This is a genomic window from Streptomyces sp. NBC_00669 (assembly GCF_036226785.1).
Lineage (GTDB): Bacteria > Actinomycetota > Actinomycetes > Streptomycetales > Streptomycetaceae > Actinacidiphila.
Genome location: NZ_CP109018.1, coordinates 2,037,134 through 2,058,569, shown reverse-complemented (window position 1 = coordinate 2,058,569; position 21,436 = coordinate 2,037,134). Strand labels below are relative to the sequence as shown.

The window sequence follows — 21,436 nt, the reverse complement described above, 5'->3', positions numbered from 1 at the left end:
CCGGTGCCATGAGTCCAAGTCCAGGATTGTGTCGATACGATGCACGTTGTGCATAGCGGCCGGTCGGCGGTGTGCCGGGCGCCGGCCGGGGGGCGAGCGAAAGGTGCCGGGATGAGCCTGCGGCAGATGGAGTACTTCCTCGCGGTGGTCGACGCGGACTCCTTCACCCGTGCCGCCGAGGCGCTGCACGTCACCCAGCCCGCCCTGTCGCACCAACTCAAGTCGCTGGAACGGCAGATGGGCGGCGAGCTGGTCGAACGCCTGCCGCGCGGGGTGCGGTTGACCCCGATGGGCCGGGCCTTCCTGCCGCACGCCGAACTCGCCGTGCGCAGCGCCGTACGCGCCGAGCGCGCCGCCCGTGCCGCCGCCGGGGCGGAAGGCGGCGAACTGCACATCGCCGCGGTGCACTCCATCGCCGCCGGGCTGCTGCCCTCTGTCTTCGCCCGCTGGCGGCGGCAGCGGCCCGGGGTGGGGCTGGTGCTGCGCGAGTACTCCCGGGGTGAGGACCTGGTCGAGGCGATGGAGCGCGGGGTGGCCGATCTCGCGGTCGGCCACGACCCCGGACCGGCCGCGACCCGCACCGGCGGCGGCATGACGCTCACCCCGATCGGTGCGGAGGAGATCGTGATGGTGCTGCCGCCGGGCGACCTGCTGGCCGCCGAACGGGTCGTGCCGCTGGCCGCGTTCGCCGAGCGCGCGTGGGTGCGGTGCGCGATGGAGCCGGTGGTCGACGGGCGCCCCTTCATCGACCTTGCCTGCGAGAAGGTGGGCTTCACCCCGCGCACGGCCGTCCGCACCGAGCACACCTCGACCGCCGTGCGGATGGCGGCCGCCGGGGTCGGCGTCGTGGCGGTGCCCTCCTACGCGGCCCCGCCCGAGTGCGCGACGGTCCGGCTCGACCCGCCCTGGCGGCGCGGCCTGTTCGTGATCGCCCGGGAGCCGCTCGGCGGCGCGGGCGCGGCCTTCGCGGAGCTGCTGGCCGCCCACCCGTACGAGCCGCCCGGGGACGCCGCGGACGGTCCCGCCGGAGATCCCGCCGACGGGGATACGGCCACGGCCCGGCGGTGAGAGGGCCGCCGTCAGGGTCGGCGGTCGAGCCTGTCGGGCTGCTGGGGTTGCTCGGGTTGCTCGGGTTGTTCCGGCGGCCCGGCCTCGCCCGCGGCCCCCGCACCGGAATCCGCGCCGCTCCCGTCCGCGCTCCAACTGGCCAGCAGCGCGAGCCTTTCCGCGGTCGGCGAGCCCGGCGGCACCGTGTACGCCACCAGCAACTGGTCCGGCTCGGCCGGCAGCGCCAGCGTCTCGTACCCGAAGTCCAGGTCACCGACGAGCGGATGGCGCAGCCGCTTCACGCCGAAGGTCTTCTCCTTGACCTGGTGGTCCGCCCACAGCCGCCGGAAGTCCTCGCTGCGCACGGACAGTTCGCCGACCAGCGCGGCCAGCCGCTCGTCGTCGGGGCGGCGGCCCGCGTACAGCCGCAGGTGCGCGACGGTCTCGGCGGCGACCGCGGGCCAGTCACGGTAGAAGGTGCGGGCGTCCGGGTCGAGGAAGGTGCTCCTGGCCATGTTCGGCGGGCCGGAAGGGCCGGAACCGGCTGTGGCACGGCCCGAAGTGCCGCTCGGCGTGAAGCCGTTGACGGCCGCGCCGAGCGCGTTCCAGGCCACCACGTCCATCCGGTCGCCGAGCACGAACGCCGGGACGTCCGTCATGCGGTCCAGCAGCAGCCGCACCCCGGACCGTATCCGCTGCGCCGGCCGCCTGGGTCCCTTGGGTGCCTTGGCCTCGCGCCCGGTCCGGCCGGGCCTGGCCAGATCCCGCAGGTGCTCCCGCTCGGTCGGGTCCAGCCCCAGCACCCGCGCGACCGCGTCGAGCACCGCGTCCGAGACGTGGCTGCCGCGGCCCTGCTCCAGCCGGATGTAGTAGTCGACGCTCACCCCGGCGAGCTGCGCGACCTCCTCGCGCCGCAACCCCGGCACGCGCCGCCGGCCGTACTCCGGCAGCCCCACGTCCTGCGGCTGTATCCGCGCCCTGCGCGAACGCAGGTAGTCGCCGAGCGAGTTGTCCATGGCACGACCCTAGACGAGCGGCCCGCGCCGAACCTGGTACTGGCGTACCCAGGTTCAGCGTCACCCTGGGTACGCCGCCGGGGGCGCAGCACAGTGAGGGCAACGCCGCTCCGGACCACCGCAGCGGCCCCGACAGCGCCGGACCCGTAGCGGGACCTGGCCCACTCACAAGGGGACCCTCCTCATGAACAGCACCGCGCCGTACGACCTTTCGGGCCGCACCGCCGTCGTCACCGGAGCCGCCAGCGGCATGGGCGAGGCCACCGCGCGGCTGCTGGCCGCGGGCGGGGCGCGGGTCGCGCTGCTGGCCCGCCGCACCGAGCGGCTGGAGGAACTCGCCGCGAAGATCGCCGCCGACGGCGGCCAGGCGCTCGCGGTCACCGCGGACATCACCGACGAGGCGTCCGTGGCGGCCGCCGCCCAGCGGGTGCGCGAGGTGCTCGGCCGGGTGGACCTGGTGGTCAACGCCGCCGGGGTGATGCTGCCCAACCCGGTCGACGCGGGCCGCGTGGACGAGTGGACGCGGATGATCGACACCAACCTGACCGGTGCGCTGCGCGTCATCGACGCCTTCCGCGCCGACCTGATCGCCGCGGCGGCTGAGAACGGCGTCGCCGACCTGGTCGACGTCTCCTCGATCGGCGCGCACGTGGCCTTCCCCGAGTACGCCGTCTACAGCGCCACCAAGGCCGCGCTCACCGCGCTCTCGGCCTCGCTGCGCACCGAGTTCGGGCCCCGCGACGTCCGGGTGACCAACATCGAGCCGGGCCTGACCGCCACGGAACTGGCCGGGCACATCGACAACCCCGGCCTCAGCGCCGCGCTGGACGGCATGTTCGACGCGGTCGAGGCGATGACGCCGCAGGACATCGCGGACCTGATCGGCTACGCCACCAGCCGCCCGGCCCGGGTGAACCTGCGCCAGGTGGTCGTGCTGCCGACCCGGCAGGTGTGAGGGCGCGCCCGCCGGGCCGGCGAGGTGCGCGCGGGGGAGGGTCAGCGCGCCGGGGCGGGGCGGCTCGCCAACCGGTCGAGCAGGCGCGCGCGCTGACCGGTGTCCGCGGCCAGCGCGATGACCGTCCAGGCCATCGCGAGCCCGCCGTCGAGCACCGCGCGGTCGGCGGCGGCACTGGTGCCGTACCGGGTGAACTCGGGGTTGTGCATGATGGTGTCGCCGCAGTCGTAGCCGATGGACGGGTGGATCGTGGGCACCAGGTGGGAGACGTTGCCCATGTCGGTGGAACCGCCGCGCATCCCGGTCGGGTGGTCCGTGATCACCCGACCGAGGCCCTGCGCCGCGTCCCGGTAGGCGGCGCACATGTCGAGGTCCTGGCGCAGGTCGGCGTAGTCGTTGCCCACGGCCTCCATGGCGAGTTCGGCGCCCGTGGCGAGCGCGCCGGCCTCGAAGCAGGCACGGATGCGGGCCTGGAGTTCCGCGAGGTCCCCGGCCGTCTCCGCCCGGCAGTCGTAGTTCGCGGCGACCAGGCCGGGAATGACGTTCGGAGCCTCGCCGCCGTCGGTCACGACGCCGTGGACGACGCCGCCCGGCAGCATCTGCTGCCGGTAGGCGCTGATCGCCACCTGCGCGATCAGCATCGCGTCGGCGGCGTTGATGCCCCGGTGCGGCATGGCCGCGGCGTGCGCGGGCCGCCCCCGGTAGGTGACCCGCCAACTGCCGATCGCGAGGGACGTCATCCCCACGCCGTCCGTGGGCGCGGCGTGCACCATCATCGCGGCGGCGACGTCGTCGAAGGCGCCGGCCCGCAGCAGGTCGACCTTGCCGCCGCCCCCGCATCTGACGCGGGCGCCCGGCGGGCGGCCGGCGGGTGACGCGGCCCGATCCGGCCGGCCCGGTCCGGCCGGCGGGGGCCGCGTCGGTGGGGCCGCGTCGACGGGTGGGCGGACCCCCGACGCGGTTCAGCGGGCCAGCAGCTCGCGCAGCGCCGCGGCGACCTCCTTGGGGGCCTCCTCCGCCATGAAGTGGCCCCAGTCGACGGTGGTGTGCACCAGGTCGGGGGCCCACGCGGCCCACAGCGCCCGGGCGTCGTAGCCGAGCGCGGCACCCCAGTCCTGCTGCAGCACGGCCACCGGCATCCGCAGCCGGTTCCCCGCGTCGCGGTCGGCCTGGTCGTGCGTGACGTCGATCCCGGCGGAGGCGCGGTAGTCCGCGACGATCGACGGGATCGCGGCGCGGCAGGCGTCGAGGTACGCGGCGCGCACGTCGGCCGGGATCGCGGCCGGGTCGCCCGTCCAGGCGTCGAGGAAGTGCCCGAAGAACGCGTCCGCCGCACCCGCGATCAACTGCTCGGGCAAGCCTGGAGGTTGCGCCATCAGGTACAGGTGGAAGCCGACCGCGGCCGTGGTGCCGCGCATCGCCGCCCACATGTCGAGCGTCGGCAGCACGTCGAGGCAGGCCAGGTGGGTGACCGCGGACGGGTGGTCGAGACCGGCCCGGAACGCGACCAGCGCGCCCCGGTCGTGCCCCGCCAGCGCGAACCGCTCGTGCCCGAGCGCCCGGGCCAGCGCCACCGTGTCGGCGGCCATCGTGCGCTTGCCGTACGCGGTGCCGTCCGGGTCCGCGGGTTTGTCGCTCGCGCCGTAGCCGCGCAGGTCCGGGCAGATCACGGTGTGGTCCGCCGCGAGGTCGGCGGCGACGTGCCGCCACATCAGGTGGGTCTGCGGGAAGCCGTGCAGCAGCACGAGGGGGCGGCCGGCGCCGCCGACCGCGACGTTCAGGGTGACGCCGTCGGCGACCTTGACGCGCTGCTGCTCGAAGTTCGGGATGCTCGGTGCCATGGTGCGCTGCTCTCGTCTCGTTCCGCGGGTGCGTCTGATATCTCTGACATGTCGAGCCTGCCGCGCCCCGATCAGCAACGAATCAGCGCCGGCGGCGGGGCACCGGCCGGCGGCCACTTCTCCTCATACCTCCTGACCTGGGCGTATATCGGCCGTTTATCCGGTGACGCGTAGCCTGTGACGGTGCCCCCGACCTTGCTCGCCGCGGAGACCGTGCGCCCGACGGAGGCCGCGATCAACGACCAGATCCGGACCCTCATGAACCACCCCGCCAGTGCCGAACGCACCGAGGAGTACGTCCGGCTGCTCACGCTGTGGGCGAGGGCCGGGACCGTGGTGGCGGGGAGGTGCGGGGAACTCGGGGGCCACTAGCGTGGGGGGATGGCGGAGGTGGAGTTCGGGGTGCTCGGGGCCGTCGTGGCGGAGCGGGGCGGGGAGCGGGTCGCGCTGAGGGGACCGCGGCACGCGGCCGTGGTGGGGCGGCTGGTGGTGGCGCGGCGGCGGGTGGTGCCGGTGGGCCGGCTGGTCGAGGACCTGTGGGAGGAGCCGCCCGCGGGGGCGGTGGGCGCCGTGCAGACGTTCGTGGCGGCGCTGCGCAAGGCGCTGGAACCGGACCGCCCGCCCAGAGCCCCGGCGATGCTGCTGGTGACGGAGGGCCCCGGGTACGCGCTGCGCGCGGCGCCGGACGCGGTGGACGCGTGGCGCTTCGAGGCGGCGGTGAGCGCCGCCGCCACGCTGCCGCCCGGGCAGGCGCTGGAGCGGCTGCGCGAAGCGCTGGGCCTGTGGCGCGGCCCGGCCTACGCCGAGTTCGCCGACGCGCGCTGGGCCCGTGCCGAACGCTCCCGGCTGGCCGAACTCCGGCTCCAGGCCGGGGAACGCGCGGCCGAGGCCAGGCTCGCGCTGGGCCTGGCCGCGGAAGCGGTGCCCGACCTGGACGCGCACCTGGCCGAGCACCCGTGGCGTGAGGACGCGTGGCGGCTGCTGGCCCTCGCGCTGTACCGCACCGGCCGCCAGGGCGACGCGCTGGCGGTGCTGCGCAGGGCGCGGGCCCTCCTGGTCGGCCAGTTGGGCGTGGACCCGGGGCCCCGGCTGCGCCGGCTGGAAGCGGAGATCCTGGCCCAGGACCCGCACCTGGACCTGCCGCAGGCGCCGCGCCCGGAACCGTACGCCGCCCCGTACGACGCCCCGTACCCCGCCCCGGACCCCGATCTGCCCGCCACCGCCGCCGACCGGCTGTGGCGGCAGGCGGCCGCGGCCTACGACCGTACGGTCGGCGGTGGCGCCAGGGCCCGCCTGGAGTCGACCGTCGGCCTGATCCGCAACCTCGCGGTCACCGGGGGCGGCGGCCTCGAAGCGGCCCGGCGGCACCGGCTCGCCGCGATCACCGCGGCGGAGGAACTCGGCGATCCCGAGCTGACCACGCGGGTGATCGGCGGCTACGACGTGCCCGCGATCTGGACCCGCGGCGACGACCCGGAGGCGGCCGAGCGGATCGTGGCCGCGGCGGAGCGCACCCTTGCCGCGCTGCCGGCGGGCGCGCTGCCCGCGGGGCCGCCGCCCGCGGGCGCTTCCGGGGGCGCGGCGGCGCCGTACGACGCCGCGCGCTGCCGCCTGCTCGCCACGATCGCGGTCGAGATGCGCGGCACCCGCTCCCCGCGTGGCCCCGAGGCGGCCCGGGAAGCCGAGGAGACCGCGCGCCGGCTGGACGACCCCGCGCTGCTCGCGTACGCGCTCAACGGCGTGTTCATGCAGTCCTGCACCCGCGCCGGCCTCGCGCCGCGCCGCGACGCGGTCGGCGCTGAACTCGTCGCGCTCGCCGCCCGGCACGGCCTGGCCACCTTCGAGGTGCTCGGGCACCTGATCCGGATGCAGGCGCGCGCGGCGCTCGCCGACCTCCCCGCCGCCGACGCGCACGCCGCGGCCGCCGACCGCCTGGCCGAGCGGCACGAACTACCGCTGGTCGGGGTCTTCACCGAGTGGTACGCCGCGCTGCGGCTCGCCGTCGCCGGGCGGTCGGGGCCGGCCGAGGCCGCCTACCGGGCCGCCGACGCACGGCTCGAGGGCGCGGGCATGCCAGGGGTACGGCGCGGCCTGCTGCCCCTCGCGCTGCTCTGCCTGCCCCTCGCCGAAGGCGCCAGTGCCGGTGCCGGCGCCTGGGCCGTCGCAGCCGCCGCCGAGCAGGCGGAACCCGGCGCGGACTGGGGACCGTACCGGCCCTGGGCCGAGCCCTTCCTGCTGCTTCGCGCCGGCCGCCGCGACGACGCCCGCGACGCGCTGCGCGCGCTCCCCGAGCCGCCCGCCGACCTCACGTACGAGGCGCTGTGCTGCCTCCAGGCCGTTCTCGCCGCGGAGTTGGGCGACCTGCCCGCCCTGCGCCAGGCGCGCGCCCGCCTGCTGCCGGCCGCGGGCGAACTCGCGGGTGCGGGCACGGGCATGTTCACCGCCGGCCCGGTGGCCCGTCATCTGGCCGCGATCGACGCGGTGTCGGACGGTTAGGCCGTGTTGGGGAAGTCCCTCCGCCCTGCCTTGAGCGGGGGAGGCGCCCCCATCCCGTGGCGTCTGGCACGCACGCTCGCTTCGTGGTCGGGCTGGTCCGAGGAGGCCCCCTACGAGGACGACCCTCCGCCTTGCGATCGGGGGGCACCCTCCCGCGCCGAAGGCTGTGGGGAGCGCCAGACGCCACGGGCCCCGCCCCTCGGGCGGACGGCGCTCCTTCCCCAACATGGCCCAGCTGTATTGATCATGAGCGTTGTCGACACGGGTCTTGATCATGGCGAGGACCTCCGGTGTGGTGGGGGTGTCCGGGCTCCACACCACGCACGGAGGTCTTCGTGTCCCACCGTCATACCCGGCTGACTGTTCACGGCGGGCGAATCCTGGTCGAGCGGGTGCTGTCGGGCCCTCCGGCCGCCCGTGTCGCGGCCGAGAGGGGTGCGTCGCGGGCCACCGCCTGCGAGTGGATGGCCCGTTGGCGGGCCGAGGGCGACGCGGGCCTGGCCGGCCGGTCCAGCCACCCGCGCAGGACACCGCACCGCACCCCTGCCGTGGTGGAGGCCCGGGTCTGCGAGCCGCGCCAGGCACGCAAGCTGGGCCCGGCCCGGATCGGCCCGATCCTTGGCCGGCCCGCCTCGACCGTCCACGTGGGCGGCCCGCCGCAGGCGGGGGAACCCGGAGCAGCCGGGCGGGTCGGGGCGCCGCGGGGCGCTTGAAGGACCTGGTGCGCGAGCGGCGGCGGGCCCGGCACGCCCTGCGACTCCGTCTGCGGTGTTGCCGAAACGCCCTCAGGAAACCGCCCTGAGGACCCTTCGGCGCCTTGCATCCGAAGCCCCATGACGCCGCTCGCCGATCCACCGCCTCTCGTGCACCAGGTCGTCACTCGCGGGTGAGCAGCGCCACCGGGGAGGTGCCGAGGAGGTCGGCGAGCGGGACCGCTCCCTCGTGGACGGTGCCGCCGATCCGGTCGTGCCAGCGGCCCGGCGGCAGCGGCAGGACGCTGCCGCGCCACCCGCCGGACTCCTCCAGCCGCCGGGACAGCCGCGTCACCACGGTCAGGGCCGCGCCGCCGCGGACGAAGGCCACGCAGTGCGCGGCGGCCGGGCCGTCGGCGCCCAGCGGGGCGTAGCCGGCCTGCGGGCCGTACCACTCGGGGTGGTCGCGGCGCAGCCGCAGCGCGACGGCGGTCAGCCGCAGCTTCACCTCGTCGGGGCCCTGCGGCTCGGCGCCGTCCAGCACCCGCTCCAGGGCGCGGTCGACGCCGGTCCGGACCGTGCCGGGCTCGGCCTCGCCCAGCGGGCCGCGGTTGTCGGGGTCGACGAGCGTGTACACGGGGAACTCGGTGCCCTGGTAGAGGTCGGGCACGCCGGGCATGGTCAGGTGCAGCAGGGCCGCGCCGAGCGAGTTCGCGGTGGCGTACGGCTCCAGGCCCGCGGTGAACGTGCCCACGTCGTCCAGCCGCGCCCCGCACGGGCCCTCGCGGGTGAAGTCGGCGACCGCCGTCTCGTATTCCCCGTCCTGCTCGGTCCAGGTGGTGCGCAGGCCCGCCTCGCGTACGGACTTCAGGGCGGCGGGCACCAGGCGGTCGGGGTCGCCGGAGCCGAGGCCGAGCGCGGTCTGGTAGACGGTGTACTCGGTGTGCCGGTCGGGCGCGGCGGCACCGCTTCGCCCGGCACCGCTTCGCCCGCCGCGGCTCGATCCCGCGGTCAGCCACTCCCGCCAGGCGTCCGGGCACTCGGACAGCACCGCCAGCCGCAGCCGCAGATCGGCGCCGTGCTTGGTGTCGTGGGTGGACAGCACCGTGCCGGTGGCGGGCAGGGTGCGCCGCCGCTGCTCGCAGTAGGCGTGGAACTGCTCGGGGGAGACGGCCGGCGACCCGGGATCGCGGCCGACCTCGCACAGCGGCAGCAGCGGGCCGTACCGGTAGAACGCGGCGTCCTCGACGGACTTGGCGTGCAGCGCGGAGGCGACCTGCGGGAAGCGGACGACGAAGTCGTCGGCGTCCGGGCCGGGGGCGCAGCCGGCCGCGTCGAGCCGGCCGAGCGCGAGGTCGCGGAGCATGCCGAGCGCGGGGGCCAGGCGCCGTCCGCAGTCACCGATCGCCCGCTTCGCGGCATGGGTGAGCATGATGACGTCGGCGTCCGCGGGCTCGGCGCCGGGCCGGACGTAGGAGCGGTAGACCGGGATGCGCACCAGCAGTTCGCGCAGCGCGTCCGCCAGGACCTCCGGCGCGTAGGGCGGCGCGTAAGGGTCGACCTCCTGGTGGTCGGTGCTGACGTAAGGGGTGTTGTCCTGGTGGGCGGGGCTTACCTCCGCGGCGGAGCCCGTCACCTGGTGCGCCCGCTGGGCCCGGTCCGCGCCGCGCACCAGGCGCGCGACCTCCGCGGCCAGGTCCCGGCCCACCACCCGGTACGCGGCCCGCCGCACCGTCGGCTGCCAGCGCCCGCCCGCGTCGTCCGACACGCCGGTGAACTCGCGGTAGAAGTCGGCCACTTGGGCTGCCCCGCGCGGATCGGTGAACAGCCCGTCGATCCGGTCGAGCGCGTCGTATCCGGTGGTGCCCGCGCACCGCCAGTCCGCCGGCAGCTGCTCCCGGCGCTGGAGGATCTTCTCCACCACCGTCCAGCGGCCCCCGCTCGCCTGCGCCAACTGCTCCAGATAGCCCGCCGGGTCGGCGAGCCCGTCCGGATGGTCGATCCTCAGCCCCTCGGCGACGCCCTCCCGCAGCAGCCGCAGCACCGTCGCGTGGGTCGCCTCGAACACCTCCGGCCGCTCCACGCGGACCGCGATCAGGTCGGAGATGGTGAAGAAGCGCCGGTAGTTCAGCTCGGTGCGCGCCGCCCGCCAGTACGCCAGTTCGTAGTGCTGCGCGGCCACCAGCTCCGGCAGCGGCAGCTCCTCGGTGCCGGCCCGCAGCGGGAAGCGGTGCTCGTAGTACGCCAGCACCTTGCCGCCCCCGGAACCCGCCCCCGCCGCTCCCGTGCCCGCCGGGGCCCCTCCCGCGCCCTCCTCCGCCCGCTCGGCGCGCTTGTCGGCCACCACCGCCAGCTCGCCCAGCACGTCCGGCAGGGGCTCGCCCAGCACCGGCAGCAGCACCCGCCCGCCGCGCTCCGCCCAGTCGATGTCGAACCAGTCGGCGTACCGCGAGCCGGGGCCGTCCCGCAGCACCTCCCACAGCGGACCGTTGAGGTGCTCCGGCGCCGGCACCGCCATGTGGTTCGGCACCACGTCCAGCACCAGGCCCATGCCGTGCGCCCGGGCCCGCGCGGACAGCTCCCGCAGCCCCTGCTCGCCGCCCAGCTCCGCGCGCACCCGGGTGTGGTCCACCACGTCGTACCCGTGTGTCGAGCCGGGCACCGCCTCCAGGACCGGCGACAGGTGCAGATGGGTGACGCCGAGCGCGGCCAGGTACGGGACCCGGGCGGCCGCGTCGGCGAAGGTGAACCGGGGCTGCAGCTGTATCCGGTAGGTCGAGGCGGGCACCACAGGAGGCGCCGGGAAAGCCGTCATGAGGTCTTCTCTACCCCGGATCGGCCGAACAGGCGCGCCAGACCGGCCCGAACCGGCCCGCGCCACCCGACGCGACCCGCCCGCCCCTGCGCGCCACCCGAGCCGGGCCGCCCGCTGTCACCCGGGCGCCCGCCGCATGTCACCCGTACGGGTCAGCGCCGGTCAGTCCGGGGGCCGCTGGAGCACCACGATGCTGCGGTCGGCCAGCAGCAGGGAGTCCCCGCCCCTGACCTTCTCACCGCCGCCCGGCGGCACCCCGTCCGGCCGCTCGGTGTCGATCACGAGCTGCCACTCCTTGCCGTGGTTGACCGGCAGCACGAACTCCAGGGCGCGCGGCGCCGCGTTGAACAGCAGCAGGAACGAGTCGTCGGTGACCGGCTCCCCGCGCGGGCCCGGCTCGGAGATCGCGTTGCCGTTCAGGAACACCACCAGCGACCTGGCGTGCGCGGCCTGCCAGTCCCGCTGCGTCATCTCCCGCCCGTCGGGGGTGAACCAGGCGATGTCCGACAGCTCGTCGTGGGTGCCCTGCACCGGCCGGCCGTGGAAGAAGCGGCGGCGCCGGAAGACCGCGTGGTCGCGGCGCAGCCACACCATCGTCTTGACGAACTCGTGCAGCTTCAGCGCCTCGTCGTCGGCCTCGCTGCTGCCGGGCTTGCCGGGCCAGCCGATCCACGCCAGTTCGTTGTCCTGGCAGTAGACGTTGTTGTTGCCGCGCTGGGTGCGGCCGAACTCGTCGCCGTGGCTGAGCATCGGCACGCCCTGCGAGAGCATCAGGGTGGCGATGAAGTTCCGCATCTGGCGCAGCCGCAGCGCCTGCACCGCCCGGTCCTCGGTCGGCCCCTCGGCGCCGCAGTTCCACGACCGGTTGAAGCTCTCGCCGTCCCGGTTGCCCTCGCCGTTGGCGTCGTTGCGCTTGTCGTTGTACGACACCAGGTCGCGCAGGGTGAAGCCGTCGTGGCAGGTGACGAAGTTGATCGAGGCGAGCGGGCGGCGGCCGTCGTCCTGGTAGAGGTCGGAGGAGCCGGTCAGCCGCGAGCCGAACTCCGCCAGCGTGGCGCTCTCGCCGCGCCACAGGTCGCGCACCGTGTCACGGAACTTGCCGTTCCACTCCGTCCACAGCGGCGGGAAGTTGCCGACCTGGTAGCCGCCCTCGCCGACGTCCCACGGCTCGGCGATCAGCTTCACCTGGGAGACCACCGGGTCCTGCTGCACCAGGTCGAAGAAGGACGACAGCCGGTCCACCTCGTGGAACTGCCGGGCCAGCGTGGCCGCCAGGTCGAACCGGAACCCGTCGACGTGCATCTCGGTCACCCAGTAGCGCAGGCTGTCCATGATCAGCTGGAGCACGTGCGGGCTGCGCATCAGCAGGCTGTTGCCGGTGCCGGTGGTGTCCGTGTAGTAGCGCTTGTCGCCGCCGAGCCGGTAGTACGACGCGTTGTCCAGGCCGCGCAGCGACAGCGTGGGGCCCAGGTGGCTGCCCTCGGCGGTGTGGTTGTAGACCACGTCGAGGATCACCTCGATGCCCGCCCGGTGCAGTGCGCGCACCGCGGTCTTGAACTCCAGCACCTGCTGGCCGCGGTCGCCCAGCGAGGAGTAGCCGTTGTGCGGGGCGAAGAAGCCGATGGTGTTGTAGCCCCAGTAGTTGGCCAGCCCGGCGTCGGCCAGCCGGTGGTCCTGGATGAACTGGTGCACCGGCATCAGTTCGAGGGTGGTGACGCCGAGTTCGACGAGATGGCTGATCACCGACGGGTGGGCCAGCGCCGCGTAGGTGCCGCGGATCTCCTCCGGCAACCCCGGGTGGGTCATCGTCAGGCCCTTGACGTGCGCTTCGTAGATGACCGTCTTGTGGTAGTCGATGCGCGGCGGGCGGTCCTCGGCCCAGTCGAAGTACGGATTGACCACCACCGACGACATCGTGTGCGGGGCGGAGTCCAGGTCGTTGCGGGAGTCGGGCTGCCCGAAGCGGTAGCCGTAGACCGCCTCGTCCCAGTCGATGCCGCCGCTCACCGCCTTGGCGTACGGGTCCAGCAGCAGCTTCGCGGAGTTGCAGCGGTGCCCGCGGGCCGGGTCGTACGGCCCGTGCACCCGGAAGCCGTACCGCTGGCCGGGCATCACCCCGGGCAGGTAGGCGTGCCGGACGAAGGCGTCCGCCTCCCGCAGTTCCACCGCCGTCTCGGAGCCGTCGTCCTGCAGGAGACACAGCTCGATCCGCGAGGCCACCTCGGAGAAGACGGCGAAGTTGGTGCCCGCGCCGTCGAAGGTGGCACCGAGCGGGTACGACTGACCCGGCCAGACTTGCATGTGAGGACTCTTCCGCTCCGGGGACCGGCCGCGCGGCGGGTTGCCGCACAACCGGCAGTGACGTTGCGACAGCATCCTCCCATCCCGCTCCCTCCCGAGGGTGACACTGCGGCAACGGCCTGCGACGGAACGGCTGATGGGGTTGTCTGCTAGTAGTCAAGTAGGGTCGTTCCGGCTGCGACACCCCCCGCACCGCAGTACCCTTCCTTGATCGTGGACGGGGGTGGGAGGCGGTGACGTGGTGACGTCCGGAGGTCTGATGCTCCCGGGTGGCGGTGAGCAGGGTGACCGGCACGTCACGGGGGATGCCCCGGACGACGGGGTGCCCACGCTGCCAGGCGTGGTCTCCGTCGCCGCGCCGCTGGAGATCGGCGCGGAACTGGACTGGGGCGCCGACGCGTGGGCCGAGGTGCGCACCCGCGCCCGCCGGGCCGGCCGGGCCTACGTGTGGCTCAACCTCGTCGAGCAGCGGCTGCGGGCCGTGGTCAACGCGGTGCTGCGGCCGATCTACGAGCCGGTGCACGGCGAGGAGTGGGTGGTCGCCGCCGCGGGACCGGCCGGCCACGAGTGGGTGCAGCGGGCCGTCGCGGTCCGCGAGGTCAGCCGCCGCAAGGGCTTCCTGCTCGACCCCGCCGACGACAACGTCCTCAGCTTCCTGACGCTGCCCCAGCTCCGCGAGCTGGTGGTGCAGCACTGGCCGTGCTTCGAGCCGTACTTCGACGACCGGCGCGAGCTCGAACTCGCCCTGGACGAGCTGGAAGTGGCCCGGCACGTGGTCTCCCGCAACCGGGCGCTGTCGCGCACCGTGCTGGACCAGGTCGAGCGCTCCTCCGCGCGGCTGCTGGAGCTGCTGGGCTCGGGACCCTCGCGGACGGCCAAGCAGCGGCTGCCGGTGGACGCGGTGGAGGAGCTGGTCGCCGACCGCTACTCCGACGTGGTCGGCGTCTACCCCGACCGGGTACGGCTCCAGCGCCAACTGCCGGTCGAGGACCTCTTCGCCGGAGCCAGACGGCTGGACGCGGTCGGCATCGGCCTGAACCTGCTGGTGCAGAACTACTCCGGGCGGCGGCTGGTCCGGCTCGCGGAGTCCGGCTGCCGGGTGCGGCTGCTCTTCCTCAACCCGGCCAGCAGCGCGGTGCGCCGCCGCGAGCGCGAACTCGGCCTCGGGCGCGGCGAGCTGAGCCGGTCGGTGGAGATGAACATCCTGCACATGCGGCGGGTCCGCGCCCGGGTGCGCGACCAGGGCGCGTTCGAGATCCAGGTGTTCGACGAGACACCGCGCTTCACCGCGTACCTCGTGGACGGGGACAGCACCGACGGCCTCGCCGTGGTGCAGACCTACCTGCGGCGGGCCCGCGGTATGGAGGTGCCGGTGCTGGTGCTGCGCGGCGGCACCCGGCGGGTGGTCAACGACGACAAGCCGGCCGAGGGCGGCCTGTTCGACGTCTACCGCGAGGAGTTCGAGGGCATCTGGACCGACTCCCGTCCGGTGTCCTGACCCGCCGGCGAAGGACCGGCCCTACCACGCCGCGGGCGCCGGAACGGTGCTGCCCGGCTGCCGGGAGTGTCAGTGGGTCAGGCGATGATGGCAGGGCACACGGGGGAGAACGGCTGGAAGGACACGCCATGGCATGGCACGAGGATCTGCTGGTCGGCTTCGACCTGGAGACCACGGGGACCGATCCGCGGCAGGCCCGCATCGTGACCGCGGCGGTCACCGAGGTCAAGGCGGGGGAGCCGGTGCGGCGCCGCAGTTGGCTCGCCGACCCGGGCGTGCCGATCCCGGCGGAGACCACCGCCATACACGGCGTCAGCACCGAGCGGGCGACCGCGCACGGGCGGCCCGCACCCGAGGTGGTCGCCGAGGTCGCGGACGCGCTGCGCGGCTACTGGGCGGCCCGGGTGCCCGTCGTCGTCTACAACGCGCCCTTCGATCTCACCCTTCTGGACGAGGAGTTGGCGCGGTACGCACTGCCGAGGCTCGCCTCCGGCGAGGGCACCGCGGGGCCGGTGATCGACCCGCTCGTCATCGACCGCGCGCTCGACCGCTACCGGCGCGGCAAGCGCACGCTGGAGGCCGCGTGCGCGGTGTACGGCGTGGTGCTCGACGGCGCCCACGAGGCGGGCGCCGACGCCCTCGCGGCGGTCCGGGTGGCCCGGGCGGTCGCGCTGAGGTTCGCCGAGGCGGGGGAGGCGGATCTGTGGGACCTCCAGGAGCGCCAACGGCTCTGGTACGCCGCGTGGGCCGAGGACTTCCAGGGATGGCTTCGCCGCAAGGACGCCGCCGCTGTGGTGGACCCGCACTGGCCCCTTCGCCCGGCCCACCCGGTCCACGGGTGACGGCTCCGCCGTGAGCGCGTGAAGTTCTCGGCGTACGGAGTTCAGGGTGCCCCCGCACCCCCGGCCTGCCCGGCCACGTGAGTGCCGGACCTTGCGGCCGGCCGCAACGCACCGTCAGACCGCAGCGGACCGCACGGGGCCGCCACGTTGTCCGTTCGCCGCGCTAGAAGGAATACCACCGTACGGACGGGTCCTCCGCGCGGAGCGAGGCCACGCGCCGGCGGAACTCCGTGCGGGCCGCGGGGTTCGCCGGGGCGTGCTGGGCGACCCAGGCGCACCCCGCGGTCTCCCGGGCGCCGCGCAGCGCCTCGTAGCCGTCCCAGGTGGTGACGTCCCAGCCGTAGGCGGCGGTGAAGGCGTCGTAGTCCGCGGTGGGCACCCCGTAGCGGTCGCGGCTGAGCGCCTGAACCACCAGGTCATGCTCGCGCAGGTCGGAGGAGAAGGTCTCCAGGTCGACCAGGACGGGCCCGTCCGGCCCGATATGCACATTGCGGGGGAGCGCGTCGCCGTGGATCGGGCCGCGCGGCAGGCGCGGCACGAGGTCGGCCGCGGCCTGCGCGAAAGCGTCCCTGCGGCGGCGCAGATACGCCGTGTCGGCCGGGTCCACCGCGTCGCCGGCCGCCCGCAGCCACCGCTCCACACCGGCCAGCAGATCCCGCGGCGGCAACCCGAAGTCCGGTTCCGGCAGGGCGTGGACGAGCCGCAGCAGCGGTGCCACGTCGACGGTGGCGGCGGGCCGCAGGGACTCCGGCAGCCGCTGCCAGTACGTGATCGGGTGCCCCTCCACCAGCCGCACCTCGGACTCGGCGGAGCGCACCGCGGGCACGTCGTGCTTGGCGAGCCAATCCGCGGTGCGCACCTCGCGTTTGGCCCGGTCCAGCAGATCGGCGCCGCGCCCCACCTTGATCACCAGCCGCCCGGCGGCGAAGACCGCGTTCTCCCCGAAGGAGAGCAGGTCGGCCTCCCGGTGCCCGGCAGCGTCCAGCACCGCCCGCGCCCGGTCCTGCGTGAACACCGCGTCCGCCATGCCCAGCCTCTCGCTTCTCTGCCCATGCGGCCCACCCGCACCGCCCGTTCGCATATGCCGGAGGAATCGGCCATGCGGCGGGGCAACGGCAAGTCTCGCACCCGCACTCGGTGGATTCGCTGCGGATTTCCGGGAAGTCCGCCGAAACCTGCCGCGAATACGTACCCGTAGTACCGATGAGTTACGACCCCGGCACTGGTCGTATCACGTGCAGGCCCGTTCGGGTGACCGAAACGGGACAGGAAACGGGATGCGGGACGCGAAAACCGAGGAGGGGCGATGGCGGTGGTGTCCCTGGACGTGGCCGGCCTCGCCGCCGACCGGGCCACGCTGTCCGCGCTGGCCCACGTCGCGCTGGCCGCTCGCCGGGCCGGCCACCGGGTGCGGCTGCGCGGCGCCTCGGCCCCGCTACGTGGGCTGCTCGAACTCGCCGGGCTCGCCGGGCAGTTCGAGTGGGAGCCCGAAGAGCGGGAAGAGCCGCTCGGTGTCCAGGAACGAGTTGAGCCCGGTGACGCGCCCGTCTGAGATGTCGAGCACCTGGAGCGCCCACGCGCGGTGGCCGTGCCCGGACGGGTCGCGGCGGTACTGGCCGAAACCGGGTGCGCCGTTCGCCGCGACCGGCAGCAGCCGGGAGCCCTCGCATTCACGGCCGGTGCCGGCGAGCCACGCGCGTATCTCCCCGGTCCCCCGCAGCCACAGCGGGTACGGCGGCATGGTCATGGTGGCGTCCTCGTGCAGCAGGCTGGTGAGGGCGTCGAGGTCGTACCGCTCGAAGGCGTCGACATAGCGGTCCAGCAGGGCCTGCCGCTCCTTGTCCATGGCGGCCGTCGCCGGGGCGCTCTGGGCGCCCTGGGAGCCCTCGGGCGCGGCCGGGCGGGTGTCGGAGAGCCCGGCGTCCGCCAGGGTGGCGCGGGCGCGCTGCAGGGCGCTGTTGACCGACGCGACGGTGGTGCCGAGGAGTTCGGCGGTCTCGCTCGCCTTCCAGGCCAGCACCTCGCGCAGGATCAGCACGGCCCGCTGCCGCGGCGGCAGGTGCTGGAGGGCGGCCACGAAGGCCAGCCGGATGCTCTCGCGGGAGACCACCACGTCGGCCGGGTCGCCCGCCGACGGCAGTGCCCGCAGGTCCGGCACGGGCTCCACCCAGTCCGTCTCCGGGGTGCGGTCCGGCAGCGCCGCGTCGGCCCGCGAGGCCGGCGACAGGTCCATCGGCCGGGCCCGGCGCTTGCCCGCCTTCAGGCTGTCCAGGCAGACGTTCGTCGCGATGCGGTACAGCCACGAGCGCAGGCTCGCGCGGCCCTCGAAGCCGTCGGCGCCCCGCCAGGCCCGCACCATGGTCTCCTGCACCGCGTCCTCGGCCTCGAAGGCGGAGCCGAGCATGCGATAGCAGTACCCGGTCAACTCGGCCCGGTGCGCCTCCAGGCGCTCCTCGATCCCACCGCCGGACCGGGTCGACCCGGCCGTCGCGGCCCTGCTCGCGCTCTGCCGTACGCTCATGGGCCCACCGTACCCGCGGGCACCGACAGTGCCCCCGAGCCGACGCGGCGCGGGGGCACTGTGGGTCTGTCGGTGCTGGTCAGACGCGGTCCGGGACCGGCAGGGGCGGCCGGCTCTCGGCGACCGGCGGCAGCGGCAGCACCGACTCGTCGTGGGTCAGGTCGGGCATCCGCCGCATCCACCGCGGCAGGTACCAGTTCCGCTCGCCGAGCAGCGTCATCACCGCCGGCAGCAGCACCCCGCGGATCACGGTGGCGTCGATCAGCACCGCGAAGGCCAGGCCGACACCCATCTGCTTCATGCTCTGCATCGACAGCGTCCCGAAGATCGCGAAGACCGCGACCATGATGACGGCGGCGCTGGTGACCACACCCGCGGTGGTGGTGATGCCGTGCTCGATCGCGGCCTTGGTGGTCAGGCCGCGCATCCGCGCCTCGCGGATTCGGGAGACCACGAACACGTGGTAGTCCATGCTCAGCCCGAAGAGGATCACGAAGAGGAACAGCGGCAGCCAGGCCACCACGGCGCCGCTGCTGTGCGCGCCGACCAGCGAGGCGCCGACGCCGTGCTGGAAGACCAGGCTCAGCACCCCGTAGGCCGCGCCCACCGACAGCAGGTTCAGCGCGATCGAGGTCAGCGCGATGGTCAGGGACCGGAAGGAGAGCAGCATCAGCAGGAAGGCGAAGACGATCACGAACGCGAACACCGGCGGCACGCTGCTGGTGATCTTGTGGGTGAAGTCCATCGACGAGGCGGTGTCACCGGTGATCGGCGCCTGGACCCCGTCGAGCTTGCCGAGCGTGTCGGGCCGCACGTGGTCGCGCAGCAGCCGTACGTCGGCCTCGGCCTTGGACCGGTCGCTGCCGCCGGCCAGCGGCACGTCGATCCGCGCGACGTTCTGCGGGCCGTGCACGGTGACGGTGACCGGGCCGGTGCTGGCGCCCGAACTGACCGCCTCGGCGCGGAAGTCGGCGATGGCCTTCTTGACCTGCGGCGAGTTGATCGCGTCGGCCTTGACCACCACGTGCGCCGGGTCGGGACCGCCGGGGAAGGCGGTGTTGATGTGCTCGTAGGTCTTGATGATCGGCAGGCTGTCGCCCAGTTCCTGCGACGTGGACAGGTTCGCGGTGTGCATCGAGAACGCCGGGATCGCGAGGGCCACCAGGGCGCCGCCGGCGATCAGGGTCGCGGCCTTCGGGTTGCGCAGCACCGGCCGCAGCACGGTCCGCCAGAAGCGGCTGCCGTTGTTCGCCGCGGGGGCGTGGCCGCGGCCGTGGCCACGGGACTTGCGGCCGATGAACGGGATGCGGCCCTTCTCGACCCGTTGGCCGAGCAGCGACAGCAGTGCGGGCAGCACCGTCACCGAGCCGAACATCGCGATCGCCACCACGATCATCGTGGCCATGCCCATCGCCTTGAAGTCGCCGATGCCGGTGAAGAGCATCCCGGCCATCGCCACGATCACGGTGAACCCGGAGATCAGGATGGCCCGGCCGGAGGTGGTCGCGGCGATCCGCAGCGCGGTCTCGGCGTCGTGGCCCGCGGCGCGCTCCTCGCGCTCCCGGCGCAGGTAGAACAGGCAGTAGTCGACGCCGACCGCCAGGCCCACCAGCAGCATCACCGAGTTGGCGGTGTCGCTCATCGGGATGGCGTGGCTGACCAGGGCGACCACCCCGCCCGCGCCGAGGAACGCGGTCATCGCCAGCGCGACCGGCAGCAGCGCGGCGACCAGCGCGCCGAACGCGATCAGCAGGATGGCCAGCGCGACCGGCACCGCGGAGTACTCCGCGGTCTTGAAGTCGCTGCCGAAGGCGTTGTCGACCGCGTGCTCGCCGCTGGCGTCGCCGAACTCCTCTATCCGCAGGTCCTTGTGGGCGCTCTGGGTCTTGGCGACCGCGTCGAGCACCGGCTGCACATGGTCGGGGGCGTCGTCGGCGGACCCGCGCATGTCGAAGCGGACCAGCGCGGAGTGGTGGTCCTTGGAGATGGCCTGGGTGTCGTACGGCGAGGTGATCGCCGTCGCGAGGCCGGTGGAGCGCACCGCGCTCATCACGTCGTCGACCGCGGTGCGGACCGCCGGGTCGGTGACGCTGCCGTGCGCGGTCTGCACCAGCACCATCTCGGACGCCTTGTCCTTCAGCCCGGCGTCGTCGGTGATGGTCGCGGCCTGGTTGACCTCGCCGGCCATCGACCGGTTCTCGTCGATGTCGGAGCGGCCCACGGACTGGCCGATCACCATGACCGCGATGACGAAGAGCAGCCAACCGCCGACCGCCGCCCAGCGGTGCCGGGCGCTCCAGCCGCCCATGGCCGCCGCGATGCCCATTCTGCTGCCGTGTGCGCGAGCGCGACTCACGGTGTCCCCCTTGAAGGATCGTCCTGGGTGGCGGCCTGTGACCTGCCGCTCTTTCCACCCATGACGCTACGAGTCCAGGGGGCGCCGACCCATCCGGCCAACTGGTGACTTCAGGTGAGGCGTTCTCCCTCTCAGGGGTGGGGAAAGCCCCCCTTCGACCGGAAGGGTAAGCCCTGATCACCTTGGCGGCTGCCCCTTACACGTAATGGCCGTGGGGGCGGGCCGGTGCGAAGGCGTGATCGCAGGTCGGCGCGGGGGCGCGGGCGGGTCAGGCGAGGGCGAGACGGCCGAGGGGGAGCGCGGTAGGGGCCCCGAGGCGGGCCTCGTCGTACCGGCGCAGCAGCAGCTCGGCCACCTCGGGTGCCGGGCCGAGGACGTCGGCGAGCACGTCCGCGCCCGCCTCCCGCGCGCCCCGGGCGATCCGGTCCGGCAGGAACCCGGGCGCGAGCACGTACGGTGCCACCGCGATCCGGCGCACCCCTTCCGCGCGCAGCGCGCGCACCGCGTCCTCGGTGCGCGGCAGGGAAGCGGAGGCGAACGCGGGCCGCACGGCGCACCAACCGGTACGCCGCCACTCCCGCGCGATTGCTGCGATCACCGCGCTCGCCTCCGGGTCGGTGGAGCCGGCCGACGCCAGGACGACGCCGGTCCCGGCCCGGTCACGGGCCCGCACCCCGGCCGCCCGCAGCCGCCGCTCCAGGGCGGCGGTCAGCAGCGGCGAGGGGCCGAGCACGGCCGCGGTGCGCAGCCGCAGACCCGGCAGTTCGGCCGCCGACTCGGCCAGCACCGCCGGGATGTCGGTCTTGGCGTGGAACGCCCGGGTCAGCAGCAGCGGCAGCGCCACCGCGTCGGACACGCCGTCGGCCGCCAGCCGCCGTACGGCGTCCGGCACCGACGGCGCGTCGAAGTCGAGGAACGCGGTGTCCACCCGCAGCCCCGGCCGGGCCGCCGCCACCCGCGCGGTCAGCGCCCGTACGGTCGCGGCGTGCCGCGGGTCGCGCGAGCCGTGCGCGATCACCAGCAGCGCGGGCGGGTCCGTACGGGGCGGGCGCACGG

The 21,436-nt window shown here is 74.6% G+C and carries 15 protein-coding genes and 1 pseudogene; 7 read left to right on the top strand and 9 right to left on the bottom strand.

All coding sequences use genetic code 11. The annotated features are described in order from the left end of the window. The first annotated feature begins 111 nt into the window (after positions 1–111). Positions 112–1,068, top strand: a complete 957-nt coding sequence (locus OG896_RS08305) for a LysR family transcriptional regulator (RefSeq protein ID WP_329363809.1) — start codon at positions 112–114, stop codon at positions 1,066–1,068. An 11-nt stretch (positions 1,069–1,079) separates the two neighbouring features. Here OG896_RS08305 and OG896_RS08300 read toward each other — a convergent pair whose 3' ends face one another. After that, positions 1,080–2,063 carry a helix-turn-helix transcriptional regulator gene (locus tag OG896_RS08300; protein WP_329363807.1) on the bottom strand — a complete coding sequence of 328 codons (984 nt, stop codon included), beginning with the start codon at positions 2,061–2,063 and terminating at the stop codon, positions 1,080–1,082. A gap of 184 nt (positions 2,064–2,247) precedes the next feature. Between OG896_RS08300 and OG896_RS08295 the strand changes: the two genes are divergently transcribed. Beyond that, entirely contained in the window at positions 2,248–3,018 is a 771-nt protein-coding gene (locus OG896_RS08295) for an SDR family oxidoreductase (RefSeq protein ID WP_329363806.1), read from the top strand. A gap of 41 nt (positions 3,019–3,059) precedes the next feature. Here OG896_RS08295 and OG896_RS08290 read toward each other — a convergent pair whose 3' ends face one another. Both OG896_RS08290 and OG896_RS08285 read right to left on the bottom strand, forming a co-directional pair. Continuing rightward, positions 3,060–3,758: a peptidase dimerization domain-containing protein gene (locus OG896_RS08290; RefSeq protein WP_329363804.1), complete on the bottom strand. Its 699-nt coding sequence runs from the start codon at positions 3,756–3,758 to the stop codon at positions 3,060–3,062. 222 nt (positions 3,759–3,980) lie between these two features. Beyond that, entirely contained in the window at positions 3,981–4,859 is an 879-nt protein-coding gene (locus OG896_RS08285; RefSeq protein WP_329363802.1) for an alpha/beta fold hydrolase, read from the bottom strand. A gap of 183 nt (positions 4,860–5,042) precedes the next feature. On the opposite strand from OG896_RS08285, the gene OG896_RS08280 reads away from it, so the two are divergent. From OG896_RS08280 to OG896_RS08270, 3 genes and pseudogenes are all read left to right on the top strand, one after another. After that, positions 5,043–5,231, top strand: coding sequence for a hypothetical protein (locus OG896_RS08280; RefSeq protein ID WP_328470503.1), 189 nt, complete (start codon positions 5,043–5,045; stop codon positions 5,229–5,231). A 9-nt stretch (positions 5,232–5,240) separates the two neighbouring features. Next, positions 5,241–7,355, top strand: a complete 2,115-nt coding sequence (locus OG896_RS08275; RefSeq protein WP_329363799.1) for a BTAD domain-containing putative transcriptional regulator — start codon at positions 5,241–5,243, stop codon at positions 7,353–7,355. 335 nt (positions 7,356–7,690) lie between these two features. After that, positions 7,691–7,999: pseudogene (locus OG896_RS08270) on the top strand (leucine zipper domain-containing protein); the annotation flags it as partial. 232 nt (positions 8,000–8,231) lie between these two features. Here OG896_RS08270 and OG896_RS08265 read toward each other — a convergent pair. After that, a complete protein-coding gene (locus OG896_RS08265; RefSeq protein WP_329363797.1) occupies positions 8,232–10,862 on the bottom strand; it encodes an alpha-amylase family glycosyl hydrolase in 2,631 nt (876 codons plus the stop codon). 162 nt (positions 10,863–11,024) lie between these two features. Continuing rightward, a complete protein-coding gene (glgX, locus tag OG896_RS08260; RefSeq protein WP_329363795.1) occupies positions 11,025–13,163 on the bottom strand; it encodes a glycogen debranching protein GlgX in 2,139 nt (712 codons plus the stop codon). Positions 13,164–13,404: 241 nt separating this feature from the next. Between glgX and OG896_RS08255 the strand changes: the two genes are divergently transcribed. Further along, positions 13,405–14,661 carry an SAV2148 family HEPN domain-containing protein gene (locus OG896_RS08255; RefSeq protein WP_443057238.1) on the top strand — a complete coding sequence of 419 codons (1,257 nt, stop codon included), beginning with the start codon at positions 13,405–13,407 and terminating at the stop codon, positions 14,659–14,661. Between the two features lie 128 nt (positions 14,662–14,789). Then, positions 14,790–15,503, top strand: coding sequence for a 3'-5' exonuclease (locus tag OG896_RS08250; RefSeq protein WP_328470507.1), 714 nt, complete (start codon positions 14,790–14,792; stop codon positions 15,501–15,503). A gap of 163 nt (positions 15,504–15,666) precedes the next feature. On the opposite strand, the gene OG896_RS08245 is transcribed toward OG896_RS08250, so the two are convergent. The 4 genes from OG896_RS08245 to OG896_RS08230 form a co-directional block, all read right to left on the bottom strand. Next, positions 15,667–16,530, bottom strand: coding sequence for an aminoglycoside phosphotransferase family protein (locus OG896_RS08245; protein WP_329363792.1), 864 nt, complete (start codon positions 16,528–16,530; stop codon positions 15,667–15,669). 408 nt (positions 16,531–16,938) lie between these two features. Beyond that, complete coding sequence (locus tag OG896_RS08240; RefSeq protein WP_329363790.1) at positions 16,939–18,024, bottom strand: sigma-70 family RNA polymerase sigma factor; 1,086 nt, start codon at positions 18,022–18,024, stop codon at positions 16,939–16,941. Positions 18,025–18,103: 79 nt separating this feature from the next. Further along, entirely contained in the window at positions 18,104–20,350 is a 2,247-nt protein-coding gene (locus tag OG896_RS08235; RefSeq protein ID WP_329373813.1) for an MMPL family transporter, read from the bottom strand. A gap of 298 nt (positions 20,351–20,648) precedes the next feature. Then, positions 20,649–21,434, bottom strand: coding sequence for a sirohydrochlorin chelatase (locus tag OG896_RS08230; RefSeq protein WP_329363788.1), 786 nt, complete (start codon positions 21,432–21,434; stop codon positions 20,649–20,651). Positions 21,435–21,436 lie beyond the last annotated feature (2 nt).